Raw genomic sequence first — 13,736 nt, forward strand, 5'->3', positions numbered from 1 at the left:
GCGACGGCCCGGAAAAATAGGTGGTGCCAACATCTGAGACACACTCTTTGGAGTGTGTCTCTTTTTTGTTACGCTTTTGTGATGAATTCCGATATTCCCCCTGCTAAAATATAGTAAAAAAGGGAGAACGATGTGGAAAAGACGTGGAACTGCGCCCGCTCTGCTGCCAGGAAAGGAGATCACATGAAAAAAGGAATTGTACTTTGGATATTGACGCTTGCCCTCGGCCTAACGGCCTGCGGACAGAGCGGAGAGACGCAGCCGGAGGAAGTAGCTCCGACACCGGAGATCCAGGCGCCGGAGCAGTCTGGGGAAACCTTGAGCCTGCCCCGGCGAATCATGTCCGAGGAGGCGTTGGAGTACACCAATCGGGAGGACTGCTCCAACGGCTTTGTTCTGGCGGAGCGGGAGGAGGACGGAGTGCCTTTTCTGGAATTTACCCGCCCGGAGACGCCGGACTTTTCCCTGCAGATCAATCAGGACCTGACGGAGGCGGTGGCGAAGTACCAGGGGCGGAGCATGACGCTGGAGCGGGTGGAGACACCCAACGGGGCGCTCTATGACTGGTATGTCTCCGCGGGCTACGGCGGGCTGGTGTCCGGGTACAGTATGCCTTTCTGGGTGGATTTCACCGGGGACGGGCAGCCGGAGCTGGCCTGGCTGCGGCACGGATATGGAACCGGCTTTCACGAGAGCGTCTGTACGGTCTACAACATCAGTGGCCGGGGGGAGATCATTTCCCTTGTGGAGCCATGGGAGGAAATGGCCGCCTCCATCACCGTAGAGCCCCAGGGCTGGGAGGACGGCTATATTCGCGCTCTTGTGACGGACAGTGAGGGACAGACCCATACGGCTTGGCTGATGGCCCAGGAGAAGGGCTGGCGGGAGTGCTATTACTGGCCTGGAAAGAGCGGATGGGCCAGTCTGGAAATTGACCAGGAGAGGGGAACATTGGAGGCCGTTATGATGTTTGGCATGGAGCAGCCTCACTCCTTTGGCATGTATATGGGCGAGCTGCAAACTGAGCTCGGCTATGACGCGGAGCGAGGGGCCATTGTCCGCTCCGGTCCAGTCTTCGTGTCCGTCTTTGAAAAGCCGGAGGCATAGAGAGCCGCGCCCGGCATGGGCGCGGCTCTCCGCATCTGCCTTATTGATAAATGGGGAACTCCCGGCAAAGGGCGTCCACCTCCTGCCGGACCTGCTCCCTGGAGCCCTCAAAATCCCGGGCCGCCATGGCCATCCAGCGGGCGATTTTCACCATCTCCGGCTCCTTGAAGCCACGTGAGGTGACGGCGGGGGTGCCTACCCGGACACCGCTGGTGACAAAGGGCTTCTCCGGATCGTTGGGGATGGCGTTCTTGTTCACGGTGATCTGGACCTCGTCCAAGCGGTGCTCAAACTCCTTGCCCGTGATGTGAAAATTCCGCACGTCCACCAGACACAGGTGATTGTCTGTGCCGCCGGACACCAGGCGAAAGCCCTGCTTTACCAGCTCCTCCGCCAGAACATGGGCATTTTTCACCACCTGCTGCCCATAGGCCTTGAATTCCGGCTTCAACGCCTCCCCCAGGCATACCGCCTTGGCGGCGATGATGTGCTCCAGCGGGCCGCCCTGGGTGCCGGGGAACACAGCGGAGTTGATCCTCTTGTACATGGCCTCGTCATTGCACAGGATCATGCCGCCCCGGGGCCCCCGGAGTGTCTTGTGAGTGGTGGTGGTCACCACGTCGGCATAGGGCAGGGGAGAGGGATGGACCCCGGCGGCCACCAGCCCCGCGATGTGGGCCATGTCCACCATCAGATAGGCGCCCACTTCGTCGGCTGCGGCCCGGAATTTAGCGAAGTTGATGGTCCGGGGATATGCGCTGGCACCGCAGACGATCAGCTTGGGACGGCAGGCTCTGGCGGTCTCCAAAAGGGCGTCGTAGTCAATGGTCTCGGTGTCGCCGCTGACGCCGTAGGACACGATGTTGAAATACTTCCCGGAGATGTTCACCGGGCTGCCGTGGGACAGGTGGCCGCCGTGGGCCAGGTTCATGCCTAGGATGGTGTCGCCGGGCTGGACCAGGGCGAAAAAGGCCGCCAGATTGGCGTTGGCGCCGGAGTGGGGCTGGACGTTGGCATAATTGCAGCCGAAGAGCGCACAGGCCCGCTTCCGGGCGATCTCCTCGGTGACATCCACGGCGTAGCAGCCGCCGTAGTACCGCTTGCCGGGATAGCCCTCGGCGTATTTGTTGGTGAGACAGGTGCCCATGGCGAGCATCACGGCGGGGCTTACCAAGTTCTCTGAGGCGATGAGCTCAATGTTGCGGCACTCCCGGGCGAACTCCTCCCGGATAGACGCGCCCACCTCCGGATCGAACTGGGAGATATAATCCATAGTCTGCTGTATCATCAGGGAATTTCCTCCTTTGTTGACGGCGAAAGTATTACCTCTATTTTAGGCGATGGAGCTCCTTTTAACAATGGCATATTTTCACCGGAAATTCCTTGGTATTTGCGGGGATATTGGTGTTTCTTACAGCTCTTTCTACCCCAGCCGGGCCGGGACGCCGTCCTCGTACAGCCCCCGCTCCGTCAGTACCCAGGGGACGGGATAGTCGTGGGGCTCCACGGGAATCTCCTCCCGAATCAGCCGCTCCCGGCACAGCAGAACCGTTCCGCCCCGGTAGCGGGCCAGGAAGCGGTCGTAGTATCCGCCGCCGCGGCCCAGGCGGTGTCCGGCGTGGTCACAGGTGACGCAGGGCAGGACGGCGAAATCCACCTCGTCGCTCCGGACCGCAGGACTGTCCGCCGGAGGCTCCAGAATGCCGAAGGCTCCGGGGGAGAGCCGGGCCGGATCGATGATTTGTCGCAGCTCCATCTGTCCCGGACCGGTGCACAGAGGCACGCAGAGGACCTTGCCGGCGGCCAGGGCGTGCTCCAGAATGGGCCGGGTATCCACCTCCCGGCCGATGCCTGCGAAGCAGAACACCGTCCCGGCGGCCCGGTATTCTGGCATGGCCAGCAGGCGGGCGGCGATGGCCCGGCCGGATTCCTCCAGATACCGGGGGGAGAGACGCTCCTCCAGCCCCCGGATAGTGCGGCGAAGACGCCGCTTTTCCTCTTGTCTTGTCATGGCAAAGGGTCCTCCTCTCGATGACCGGGCCGGGACGCGCCGAAGGCGATGGCGTCTGCGCCGAATCTGCCCCGGATGCGGTCCATGGCGGCCTCCAGTTTCTCCTGCTTTTCCTTTTTGGGCAGGGCCCCGGCGTTAAAGAGATCCACCTGCTCATAGGCCGCATCCTCCGGGGACAGGTGAATGGCGGTGACAGTCAGGGCCCGGATGGGGGCGGGGGGCTGCCACAGCTCCGCAGTCAGGGCCATGGCGGATTCCGTCAGGTCCCGGATAAGATGGGTGGGGGCGGCGAACTGCCGCTGGCGGGAGCGGTCGTGAAAGGCCGGGTCCCGGACGGTGACCTGGACGCCTCCGGCATACAGCCCCAGGCGGCGCAGGCGGGAGGCTACAGAGTCCGCCAGCACGGCGATGCCCCGTCGCACCTCCTCCCGGGTGGTGAGATTCTGGGGAAAGGTAGTGCCGTTGCCCACAGACTTCACCACGTCCGCCTCCGCCCGGGAGCGGACGGCTTCCCGGTCCAGGCCGTTGGCATACTCATACAGCTGGGCGCCCATCTTGCCCATGAGGGTCTCCAGCATCTCCCGGCGGCAGGCCGCCAGCTGCCCGATGGTCTCCACCCCATACTGGCGCAGGAGCTTTCGTGCCGCGCCGCCCACGTACAGCAGGTCTCCCACCGGCAGGGGCCAGACGATGGACTGCCAGTTTTCCCGGGAGATCACCGTGGTGGCATCCGGTTTCTTGTAATCGCTGCCAAGTTTTGCAAAGACCTTGTTGAAGCTGACGCCAACGGACAGCGTCAATCCCAGCTCCTCTTTCATCCGCTCCCGCAGAGTGTCCGCCAAACCGCCGGCGTCCCCGCCGAAGAGGTGGAGGGTGTGGGTCACGTCCAGCCAGCTCTCATCGATGCCGAAGGGCTCTACCAGATCGGTGTACTGGTCGTAAATGGCGTTGACCTTGCGGGAGTACTGGTGGTACAGGCCGTGGTGGGGTGGCAGAAGCACCAGGCCGGGGCACTTCTTTTTGGCCTGCCAGATGGTCTCCGCCGTCTGGACGCCATACCGTTTGGCGGGCTCGTTCTTTGCCAGGATGATGCCGTGACGGGAGGAGGGGTCTCCGCAGACCGCCGTGGGAATTTCCCGCAGGTCCGGGCGGCTCAGCAGCTCCACGGAGGCGTAAAAGCAGTTCAGATCACAGTGCAGGATCACGCGGTCCATGGGCGCACCTCCTCTCCAACAGATATTTTCTCTATAATAGCACATCTGTTCTCGCTTGAAAAGAGGGAGAAGCAGGGAGGGCACGCCCATAAAACCAATTTGGCGCGGTAGGAGGTCGGCAAAACGCGAATGTTAATATGCGTTGCTTGCAGCAATGGGCAGTTCCGCCTATAATTGTCCTAACAATCCAAAGAAAGAAGGCGTCCCTAATGCTAAACGAAAACATCAAAGCCATCAGAAAAGCGAAAGGACTTTCACAGGAGGAGCTTTCTGTCAAGCTGGGCGTGGTGCGGCAGACGATCTCGAAATGGGAGCAGGGGCTGTCGGTTCCCGATTCTGATATGCTGATCGCCCTGTCAGAGGCGCTTGAATCACCTGTGAGCGTGTTGCTGGGAGAGACAGCTGCTGAGCAGGAGAGTGACAGCTTAAGGGCGATTTGCGAAAAGCTGGAGATCATAAACCTCCAGCTGGCAGAGAGGAAGGCCATGAGACGAAAGATACTGCACTGGCTGCTGATCGCATTGTGGGGCGCCGCAGCGGCGATTTTTGCGGCCCTCAGCGTACTCCGCAGTCCATATCTGGGCTGGGATTACACTGATCCCGAGACCGCCCTCGCTGGAATGTTTTTCCACGCATTTGAGTGGCTGTTTGTCAGAGCTGCTCCGGTTGTCCTCATAGCGGCAGTGGTTGGAATTATTCTGACGCGGAAGAGAGGATAAAACGGCTCTGCGCTGCGCAAGCTCCGGGGTCTGTTGACGCTGTATTCACAGGCGATGACCGCCGTCTGAACGGGGCTTACCGGCAAAATTTCCTCGGAAGTCCGCGCACTTATCTTATATAAACAAGTCCCAAGCGGGAGAAGCAGGGAGGCGGCGGCGTGTTTCATCACGCCGCCGCCTCCAAAAAGGGAAAGGGTATGGATGGCAAATTCAGATAATCTTCATCAGCACCAGGGCGATGGTGACGAAGGTGGCCAGCACCGCCAGGGAGAACAGCAAAAATCCGGCGTTGAAGCGCTTGCTCTCCACGATGGTCTGGGATTCCGGCGCCAGCTTGGCCCGGCGCAGCGCGGTGACCACGGGCTTGTAGAGCACCAGAATGAGGCCCATGTTCAGCCCGCCCTTGACCAGGTTGAAGGGCAGGAACACGGTGGGCAGCATCCCCGCCACCACCTCCCGGGGCATGCCCTGGTAAATGGGGGTGATGAGGTAGTTCCACAGCAGCATCACAACCACCTGGGCGACGACGCCCAGAGTTAGGCCGATGACGGCGCCCTTTTTGGTGTGCATCTTCTTGTAAACAAAGGCGGCGGTGCAGCAAAAGGAAGCGGTGGCCAGCACATTCATGATGCAGCCGATGGGGCCGGTGTCGCTGACGGTGAGCATCTCAATGACGGGCAGCACCAGGGAGATGACGGCGGCGGCCAGGGGACCGAAGAGAAAGCCGCCGATGGTGATGGCGGTGGCCTGCACGTCCAGCTGGAGGAAGCCGTACACCTGGGGCAGCATCTTGCTCAGGAGCATGGTGACATAGGCCACGGCGGTGAGCATGCCCAGGGAGGTGACGGTCTTGACGCTCATGCGGGCGCGGGGACGGGAGACGACGGTGACATTGGGTTCGGACATAAAAATACACTCCTTTGATCTGTTTGAAAACACCTGGACGCTTTGACTTCTCTCCAGGTGAACAAACAGCAAAGGAGCGCGCAAACAGCGCGCGGTTTCGCCGCACTCATCTTCTTCCATCCCGACTATACGGTTGGTTCCGGAGTTTCACCGGGTCAGCGGAGGCCTTACGGCCGCCGGTCGCGGACTGTACCGCCAGTGGGGAATTGCACCCCGCCCTGAAGACAAAGGATTCAGTTGTTTTCTGGGCTTAGTATACGACACTCCTCCGGGAAATGCAACCCCCAATTTCAAAAAAATTTGGACGGCGGCGGAGTACATATATGGGGTAAGCTGTTAACATTTAGTTAAAAGCGCAAAATTCGACTTGCGCCGGCGAAGGTTTTTTGCTATAATACATAAAAAGAAATCAATGGAATATTCGGAGGCATGTTATAGGAGCGCGATAGAGAAGGCATAAATACCGTTGGAGGCAATCTGGCCATCAGGATTTGAAGGTCTCACTCAACATCATTTATGTAAGCGTGTAAGCCGGGCCCGCAGGGTCAGTTTATGCGCGTTTTCTTTTTCTGTATTCATGCCCGGGCCGGGACGGTCCCCGGCGGCGAATGCGGAGTTTTCTTTTTAGCCCAAAATGAAAGGCGGTACGAGTATGAGCTGGCAGAATGAATTGAAAAACGGTATCAAGACGGCGGAGGAGCTGGCCCCCATCCTGGGCTGGACGGCGGAGGAGACGGCGCGTCACGCGGAGGTTCTGGACCGCTTTCCCATGCTGATTACCCCCTATTACCTGTCCCTGGTGGACCCCAAAGACCCGGACGACCCCATCGGGCGGATGTGCATTCCCTCTCTTGATGAGCTGGACGGCGGCGGGTCCTTTGACACCAGCGGCGAGGCGGACAACACCAAGCTGGAGGGGATGCAGCACAAGTACTCCCAGACGGTGCTGCTGCTGTCCACCAACCAGTGCGCCATGTACTGCCGCCACTGCTTTCGCAAGCGGCTGGTGGGCCTGAGCGAGGAGGAGCTGAACAAGCGGGTGGACGAGGTGGCGGCCTATGTGAAGGACCACCGGGAGATCTCCAACGTGCTGGTCTCCGGCGGCGACGCCCTGCTGAACCCCAACCACATCGTAGAGCGCTACCTCCGGGAGCTGAGCGCGGTGGAGCACCTGGATTTCATCCGCTTTGGCTCCCGGGTGCCAGTGACCCTGCCGGAGCGCATCTACGGCGACCAGGAGCTGCTGGACCTGTTCGCGGAGTACGGAAAAAAGAAGACACTGTGCCTGGTGACCCAGTTCAACCACCCCCGGGAGCTGACGGAGGAGGCCCGGCGGGCCGTCCGGGCCCTGGCGGAGCGGGGCGTGCTGGTGCGGAACCAGACGGTGCTGCTGCGGGGCGTCAACGACAGCGGAGAGGTTCTGGGGGACCTGCTCTCCGGCCTGACCCGTTGGGGCGTGGTGCCCTATTACATTTTCCAGTGCCGGCCGGTAACCGGTGTCCACAGCCGCTTCCAGGTGCCGCTGAACGAGGGCATCCGCATTGTGGACGAGGCCAAGTCCAGGCAGAACGGCTTCGGCAAGGCGGTGCGCTACGCCATGAGCCACCCCTTGGGCAAGATCGAGATCTTCTGCCGGATGCCCGGCGGGGAGACGGTGTTCAAGTTTCACCAGAGCAAGTATCCGGAAAACGCCGCCCGGGTGTTTACGGCGAACCTGGATTCCACGGACACCTGGCTGGACGACGAGCTGAAGGGCATGTAAAGAAAAAGCGTGCGGAACACAGTTCCGCACGCTTATTTATGTTCCGAAAAAAAGCCGCACTGCCAGGGCGGAGGCGGCAAAGCCGGCCAGATCGGCGGTGAGGGCGGCGGGAATGGTGTGGCGGGTCTTGTGGATGCCCGCCGCGCCGAAATAGACGGCGATGGTGTAGAAGGTGGTCTCCGTGCTGCCCAGCATAACGGCGGCCACCCGCCCCGTGTAGCTGTCCGGGCCGTAGGCGGCCATCAGTTCGCTGCCCACCGCCAGGGCGCCGCTGCCGGACACCGGGCGCACCAGCATCAGCGGCGCCGTCTCCGGAGGGATGCCCAGCAGCTCCAGCGCCGGCGCACAGAGGGCGGACAGCCACTCCATGGCCCCGGAGGCCCGCAGCATGGACACTGCCGTCAAAAGCCCCACCAGGGCGGGAACGATCCGCAGGAGCACCGTCAGCCCCTCTTCTGCCCCCCGGGTCAGGGCGGCGTAGACGTCCACCCGCTTTCCCAGGCCGTATGCCGCCACCAGGGCCAGCAGCAGGGGCACTACCAGGGAGCTGAGATTCATGGCCGCCTCCGATCCAGCAGGGAGAGGAGCCGGGCGGCGGCCAGTCCCGCCGTCACCGACAGCACGGAGCTGAGCCACACCGCCGGCAGGATGTCAAAGGGGGCGGCGCTGCCCATAGCGGCGCGGAGAGAGCCCACGGTGGCGGGGATCAGCTGGATGGAGGCGGTGTTCAGCACCACCAGGGTGCACAGCTCGTCGCTGGCAGCGCCGTGGCAGCCATGGGCCATCCGCCGGGCGGCCTGGATGCCAAGAGGCGTAGCGGCGTTGCCAAGGCCCAGAAGATTGGCGGAGACGTTGGCGGACACCGCCGCCAGGGTCTCGCCGTCCCGGCTGGCGTCCGGCAGCAGCCGCCGCAGCAGGGGGCGGAAGGTCCGGGCCAGTCCCGCCGAGAGGCCGCATGCGTTCATGACCTCCATCACCCCGGACCACAGGCACAGCACCCCCGCCATGGAGATGCCCAGCCGCACGGCGGAGCCGGCCCCCTCCAGAGCGGCGGCGGATACCGCGTCCAGATTGCCGGTGCAAAGAGCAAAAATAAGGGAAAAGATTACCATTCCGGACCAGACCCAAGCCATTGCCATGGAAAAACCTCCCTAAAACTACAAAAAATTGTTAATTAAGTTTGAACTTTTCAGATATTGATTGACATATCAAGACTATGTATGATATTGTCTAGTCCAGTCGAAATGTAAACAAATGTGGGCGAAAGGAGAAATTCAAAGTGAAAGCGACAGGAATTGTGCGAAAGGTCGATGAACTGGGGAGGATCGTACTGCCCATTGAGATGCGACGCACCCTGGACATCGCGGAGAAGGACGCATTGGAAATCTATGTGGAGGGCTCGTCCGTCATTCTGAAAAAGTATAAACCCAGCTGTCTTTTCTGTGACGGGACCAAGGACATCACGGTGTTCAAGGGTAAAAACGTGTGTCCCCGATGCCTGCGGGAGCTGAAGGAGCTGTAAGCGCTGCCACACTTACGGGGGCTGGAGTGACAAGACGACTGAAAAAACACAACAAAAATGACAGCGCGGCGTATACGCCGCGCTGTCGCTATGTCATCCGATCTCAGCGCCCTTGCTCCAGGGCGGCGGCATACAGCTCGTTTTTGGAGAGTCCGGTGTGCTCCGCCACCTCCCGGGCCGCCTCCTTCAGCCGGACGCCCTGGCCCAGCAGGGCCAGCACCTGGGCCGTGCCCTCCTCCAGGGTGACGGCGGTTTCCCGCCGCCGCTCCCGACCCGCCACCACCAGGACGTACTCCCCCTTGGGGGTATTGGATTCATAGTAAGCCGCCGCCTCACCCAGGGTGGTGCGCCGGGTCTCCTCATGGAGCTTGGTCAGCTCCCGGCAGAGGGCGATCCGCCGCTCCGGGCCGAAGGCGGTGCAGAGGTCCGCCAGGGTGGTCCGCAGCTTGTGGGGGGCCTCGTGGAAGATCATGGTCCGCTCCTCGTCCCTCAGGCCCTCCAGGCGCTCCCGGCGGCTCTTTTTATTGACGGTGAGGAACCCCTCGAAGGTGAACCGTCCGGTGGGCAGGCCGCTGACCGCCAAGGCGTTTACCGCCGCGCAGCACCCGGGGACGGCGATGACCTCCACGGCGTTTTCCCCGCACAGGCGCACCAGGTCCTCCCCGGGGTCGGAGATGGCGGGGGTGCCGGCGTCGGTCACGAGGGCGCAGCTCTCCCCCGCCAGCAGCCGGGTAAGAATGGCCTGTCCGGCGGTGACGTGGTTGTGCTCATGGTAGCTCACCAGGGGCTTTTTGATGTTGAAATGGTTCAGCAGCTTCACGGACACCCGGGTGTCCTCCGCCGCGATGAAGTCTACGGCCTCCAGCGTCTCCGCCGCCCGGGGGGAGAAGTCCCCCAGGTTGCCGATGGGCGTGGCCACCAGGTAGAGTGTTCCGGACATAGGGACCTCCTTTGTGGGGAAGTGGGAATTAGGGGGCGCGGAAGTAGATCTGGTCCAACTCCTCTGTGGGGCGGCCCTCCGCTGTCTCCAGGATCAGCGGCGGCTCCCAGGCGAGGCCCGGCTTTCCGCCCCGGCGGGCTTCCAGAAGCGCCAGAGAGGGGGCGTCTCCCGCCCGCCGGACCACAGGCCGCAGGCGTTTGGGCTCTAAGGCGGCGAAACGGAGGGCGCAGAGGAGGTCCGTCAGCCGCTCCGGCTTGTGGACAAGGCACAGGGTCCCGCTCCAGCGCAGCAGCCACCCGGCGGCCCGGCACACGTCCTCCAGGGTGCAGGCGGTCTCCGCCCGGGCGGCCTGCAGGGAGGGAGACGGGGAGAGCTTCCCGGCTCCCGCCGGGTAGTAGGGGGGATTGCATACCACCAGGTCAAAGCTCCCGGCAGGGAGGAGGGAGCGGATGTTCCGCAGGTCCCCCCGGCGGACAGCGAGGCGGTCCGTCAGGCCGTTCTCCTCCGCGGCCCGCTCCAGAAGCGCCGCCGCCTCCGGCTGGAGCTCCACGCCGGTGACGGTGAGGTCTCCCTGGCGCTGGAGCAGCAGGAGACTCAGCAGCCCCGTGCCGCTGCCCAGGTCGCAGACCCGGAGATTCGGTTTCAGCCGGGGCAGGGAGGAGAGGAGAAACGTGTCCGTCCCCGGGGGAAAGAGAGCGTCGTCCCAGACGAAGCGGTATCCGCCGGGTTTCAGGGATTCCCAGTGCTCCATGAAGCGTCCCTCCTCTTCGGTTGGCCTGTGCGGATGCCGATGAGCCGGAGCGTGTCCCGGTACGGCTGCTCCCGGTCCTCCGGGCCGGTCATGCGCCGCCGCCCTGCAGCTGGAGGAAGACGTCTTTCTCCGGCCCCATAGGCCTCTGGCAGGCACAGGCCCATCAGGCCGCAGAAGAGGAAGACGTTCAGGGAGATTTTTGTGCTTCCCGGGGGAAAGGCGAAACAGAACATGAAGGCGGCGTACCCCAGGGCCCGGGTGAGGGCCGGGTGCTCCCGAAAAAAGCGGGGCGCGTATTTCCGTTTCAGCATGGCGCTCCCTCCCGCCAATTCAATGGCTCTATGATACCACACCGCCCCGGCGGTTGCAAGGGCCTGCCCCTCTGTGCTACAATGGGGAGCGGAAAATTGATCGCAAGGAGGATCATCGTATGGTCACCATGGCACAACGCATCGAACAGCTGCGGAGCGAGCGGGGCCTCAGCCGTCCCGCACTGTCCGCCGCCCTGGGGTTCCCCCGGATGGCGGTGGAGAAATTCGAGACCGGCCGCCAGACCCCCACCCAGGACCAGCAGGAGAAGCTGGCGTCCTTCTTCGGCGTGTCCGTGCTCTACCTGCGGGGGGAGAACAACGACCGCATCCGCATGGACGACTGGATGGACGGCGCCTTTCTGGACCAGCCCGCTCCGGCGCCGGAGCCCCCCAGGCGGGCAAAGCCCGTCCCCGCCGCCCCGGCGGGCGAGGGCACCATGCTGGACGCCTTCCTCACCAGCAAGAAATTTCAGGAGGCCCTGCGGGGAGCCGTGCTGGAGGCTCTGCGCTCCCCGGAGGGGCAGGAGCTGCTGGCGAAGGCCGTTCGCCGGGAGATGGGGAAATGACTGCGGAAAAGCCGCTGGGAAGCAGAAGGCCATTGCAGCGCAATGGCCTTCTGCTTTTTATTTTTTCAGGAGCCGCCACAGTGTGGTCCGGCTGATGCCGAGGCGCCTGGCGGCAGCGGTCTGGTTGCCGCCGGTCTCCTCCAGCACCCGCAGGGCCACGTCCTGATTGATCTCCTCCAGAGTGCGGCCCAGGTCCAACGGTACGGCGGCGTTTTCTGCGCGGAGAGAGAATGCCCCCATGTGGCGCTCCTTTTTCAGCACCTCCCGCACGCTCTCCGCCGTGATGACCTGCCCGGCGGCAGTGACCGCCAGGGCCTTGATTACCCGCCGGAACTGTATGTAGTTGTGGGGCCAGCGAAAGCTTTGCAGCAGGGAGGCTCCCTCCGGCTCAATGCCCACCACCTGCCGCGGAATAGCGGCGTTGAGGTGGCTGAGGGAGAGGTTAATCAGGGTGGGAATCCGCTGGGGCATGGACCGCAGGGGCGGCAGGTACAAAGAGAGGCACCGGAGCTTGTCCAGAAAGAGGGCGCCGGCGGCGGAGACATACTCTCCCGGCTGACACACGCAGGAGAGGATCACCCGGTTCCGGCGGCACACGTCCATCTCCAGCAGCACCGCCAGCAGCTGCCGCTGCCGTTCGGGGGAGAGCACGTCGATGCTGGAGAAGTAGAGGGTGCTGTCCTGGTCTGTCAGAGGGGAGTTGTGGTGCTCCAGCAAAAAGGCCCAGCTCTTGTCGTTGAGCAGGCTGCAGTTAATGGAGATCAGAGGGTGGTTTTGCAGGGAGCTGCGCATGTAGAGGAAGTAGACAATGGTCTCCTTGCCGGTGCCGTCCTCCCCAGTGACCAGCACCGGAGCCCGGCTCTGATTGATTTGGGCGATCTCATTTTGAAAGTCGCTGATGGTCTCTGCGAAGCTGAAAATGCTGTCGTCAAAGGCCCGCTCCGCCTCCGGGTAGGAGGAGAAGCGGATGCCCGACTGGTTGGGGGAGAGGGGCGTCTTCCGGGCCTCCAGGAAAAAGGCCGTATAGACAGCGCTGCCGGCGCCCACCTGCCGGATGCGGATGGCGTAGAGCATGCCGCCCAGGTTCCGGGTGATCCGCCGCTCCACGTCCCGCTGGGACTCCGGCAGCTCCCGCCGCAGCATCTCCAGCAGCTCCGGCACCGGGGCGTCCAGGGTGGAGAGGAACAGATTCCCCGACTGGTCGAACACCACGGTCTGGCTGATCTGCCCTCGGATCAGCGCCCGCAGGAACTGGTTTTCCTCCCGCAGGCTCTCCCGGCTGCCGCAGATCAGCAGGGCCTGGTCAAAGGCCTTGCGGATGCTCTCCACCGAGGAGGCCACCAAGAAGGAGTTCATTCCCAGGCGTTTGGCGGTGTTGTTGGCAAAGGTGTCGCACAGCAGGGCCTGGAAGCCGTCCTGCCGCAGCTCCAGCAGGGTGGGCTCCACGGTGTCGTGGGAGTCATAGGTCCGGATGTCCATGCTGAGATCCATGGCCTTGCACAGCAGCCGCGCGCTCTCTGCGATGCTGGGGGCAGCCACAAAGGCGATCCCGCCGCTGAGACTGCCCGCCAGCTTCAGCGTACACAGCAGGTCGTACATAGAGACCTCGATCTCCACCACGGGAATGGACAGGTCCCGCCGCAGCATGGTGGCGGTGTCGCCGCGGGAGACAACCACATCGTAATTTCCATGAAAATTGGCCCTGGCAATCTCCAGGCCCAGCTCCCGGTCGCCCACAAACAGCGACAGGTCCATCTGGGGGTATTCCTCCTTCAGGTTGGACATGAGGGTCTTCATGCCCTCGTAGGGCGCGATGCCCAGTACGCGGATCGGCGTATCCATAGGTCCTCCAAATATGTTCAATATTTGAACGTATTATAACAAACATACAAAAAATGCGCAAGTATTTTTCGACGTGTTTCAAAAA

The 13,736-nt window shown here is 62.5% G+C and carries 15 protein-coding genes and 1 riboswitch; of the genes, 5 read left to right on the plus strand and 10 right to left on the minus strand.

The window, feature by feature from the left end; genetic code table 11:
• Positions 1–183: 183 nt before the first annotated feature.
• Positions 184–1,107, plus strand: a complete 924-nt coding sequence (locus C816_RS00005; RefSeq protein ID WP_016320342.1) for a hypothetical protein — start codon at positions 184–186, stop codon at positions 1,105–1,107.
• A gap of 40 nt (positions 1,108–1,147) precedes the next feature.
• Here C816_RS00005 and glyA read toward each other — a convergent pair whose 3' ends face one another.
• The 3 genes from glyA to dinB form a co-directional block, all read right to left on the minus strand.
• Positions 1,148–2,395 (minus strand): serine hydroxymethyltransferase, encoded by a 1,248-nt coding sequence (gene glyA, locus C816_RS00010; RefSeq protein ID WP_016320343.1) that lies wholly within the window; start codon positions 2,393–2,395, stop codon positions 1,148–1,150.
• Positions 2,396–2,530: 135 nt separating this feature from the next.
• A complete protein-coding gene (locus C816_RS00015) occupies positions 2,531–3,118 on the minus strand; it encodes a 5-formyltetrahydrofolate cyclo-ligase (protein WP_016320344.1) in 588 nt (195 codons plus the stop codon).
• Entirely contained in the window at positions 3,115–4,332 is a 1,218-nt protein-coding gene (gene dinB / locus C816_RS00020) for a DNA polymerase IV (protein WP_016320345.1), read from the minus strand. The genes C816_RS00015 and dinB overlap by 4 nt, the downstream gene beginning before the upstream one ends.
• Before the next feature lie 209 nt (positions 4,333–4,541).
• On the opposite strand from dinB, the gene C816_RS00025 reads away from it, so the two are divergent.
• A complete protein-coding gene (locus tag C816_RS00025; RefSeq protein WP_016320346.1) occupies positions 4,542–5,051 on the plus strand; it encodes a helix-turn-helix domain-containing protein in 510 nt (169 codons plus the stop codon).
• Between the two features lie 210 nt (positions 5,052–5,261).
• Here the strand turns inward: C816_RS00025 and C816_RS00030 are convergent, their stop codons facing one another.
• On the minus strand, positions 5,262–5,957 hold the full coding sequence (locus C816_RS00030) for an ECF transporter S component (protein ID WP_016320347.1): 696 nt from the start codon (positions 5,955–5,957) through the stop codon (positions 5,262–5,264).
• 104 nt (positions 5,958–6,061) lie between these two features.
• Positions 6,062–6,187, minus strand: a riboswitch (FMN riboswitch).
• A 422-nt stretch (positions 6,188–6,609) separates the two neighbouring features.
• On the opposite strand from C816_RS00030, the gene C816_RS00035 reads away from it, so the two are divergent.
• A complete protein-coding gene (locus C816_RS00035) occupies positions 6,610–7,719 on the plus strand; it encodes a KamA family radical SAM protein (RefSeq protein WP_016320348.1) in 1,110 nt (369 codons plus the stop codon).
• Between the two features lie 36 nt (positions 7,720–7,755).
• Here C816_RS00035 and C816_RS00040 read toward each other — a convergent pair whose 3' ends face one another.
• Together C816_RS00040 and C816_RS00045 are read right to left on the minus strand one after the other, a co-directional pair.
• Entirely contained in the window at positions 7,756–8,277 is a 522-nt protein-coding gene (locus C816_RS00040; RefSeq protein ID WP_016320349.1) for a spore maturation protein, read from the minus strand.
• Positions 8,274–8,858 (minus strand): spore maturation protein A, encoded by a 585-nt coding sequence (locus C816_RS00045; protein WP_016320350.1) that lies wholly within the window; start codon positions 8,856–8,858, stop codon positions 8,274–8,276. The genes C816_RS00040 and C816_RS00045 overlap by 4 nt, the downstream gene beginning before the upstream one ends.
• A 140-nt stretch (positions 8,859–8,998) precedes the next feature.
• Here C816_RS00045 and C816_RS00050 point away from each other — a divergent pair, with 140 nt between their 5' ends.
• On the plus strand, positions 8,999–9,241 hold the full coding sequence (locus C816_RS00050) for an AbrB/MazE/SpoVT family DNA-binding domain-containing protein (protein WP_016320351.1): 243 nt from the start codon (positions 8,999–9,001) through the stop codon (positions 9,239–9,241).
• A gap of 103 nt (positions 9,242–9,344) precedes the next feature.
• Here C816_RS00050 and rsmI read toward each other — a convergent pair whose 3' ends face one another.
• Genes rsmI through C816_RS00065 form a run of 3 tightly spaced genes read right to left on the minus strand, consistent with a single transcriptional unit; the run spans position 9,345 to position 11,243 of the window.
• Positions 9,345–10,181, minus strand: a complete 837-nt coding sequence (rsmI, locus tag C816_RS00055) for a 16S rRNA (cytidine(1402)-2'-O)-methyltransferase (RefSeq protein WP_016320352.1) — start codon at positions 10,179–10,181, stop codon at positions 9,345–9,347.
• A gap of 28 nt (positions 10,182–10,209) precedes the next feature.
• Complete coding sequence (locus C816_RS00060) at positions 10,210–10,932, minus strand: tRNA1(Val) (adenine(37)-N6)-methyltransferase (RefSeq protein WP_016320353.1); 723 nt, start codon at positions 10,930–10,932, stop codon at positions 10,210–10,212.
• Positions 10,911–11,243: a hypothetical protein gene (locus C816_RS00065; protein WP_016320354.1), complete on the minus strand. Its 333-nt coding sequence runs from the start codon at positions 11,241–11,243 to the stop codon at positions 10,911–10,913. Before C816_RS00065 ends, C816_RS00060 begins: the two co-directional genes overlap by 22 nt.
• Before the next feature lie 119 nt (positions 11,244–11,362).
• Here C816_RS00065 and C816_RS00070 point away from each other — a divergent pair, with 119 nt between their 5' ends.
• Positions 11,363–11,809, plus strand: coding sequence for a helix-turn-helix domain-containing protein (locus tag C816_RS00070; protein ID WP_016320355.1), 447 nt, complete (start codon positions 11,363–11,365; stop codon positions 11,807–11,809).
• A 57-nt stretch (positions 11,810–11,866) separates the two neighbouring features.
• On the opposite strand, the gene C816_RS00075 is transcribed toward C816_RS00070, so the two are convergent.
• Positions 11,867–13,651, minus strand: coding sequence for a sigma-54-dependent transcriptional regulator (locus tag C816_RS00075; RefSeq protein ID WP_016320356.1), 1,785 nt, complete (start codon positions 13,649–13,651; stop codon positions 11,867–11,869).
• Between the last annotated feature and the right edge of the window lie 85 nt (positions 13,652–13,736).

It is taken from the genome of Oscillibacter sp. 1-3, from assembly GCF_000403435.2.
GTDB lineage: Bacteria > Bacillota > Clostridia > Oscillospirales > Oscillospiraceae > Oscillibacter.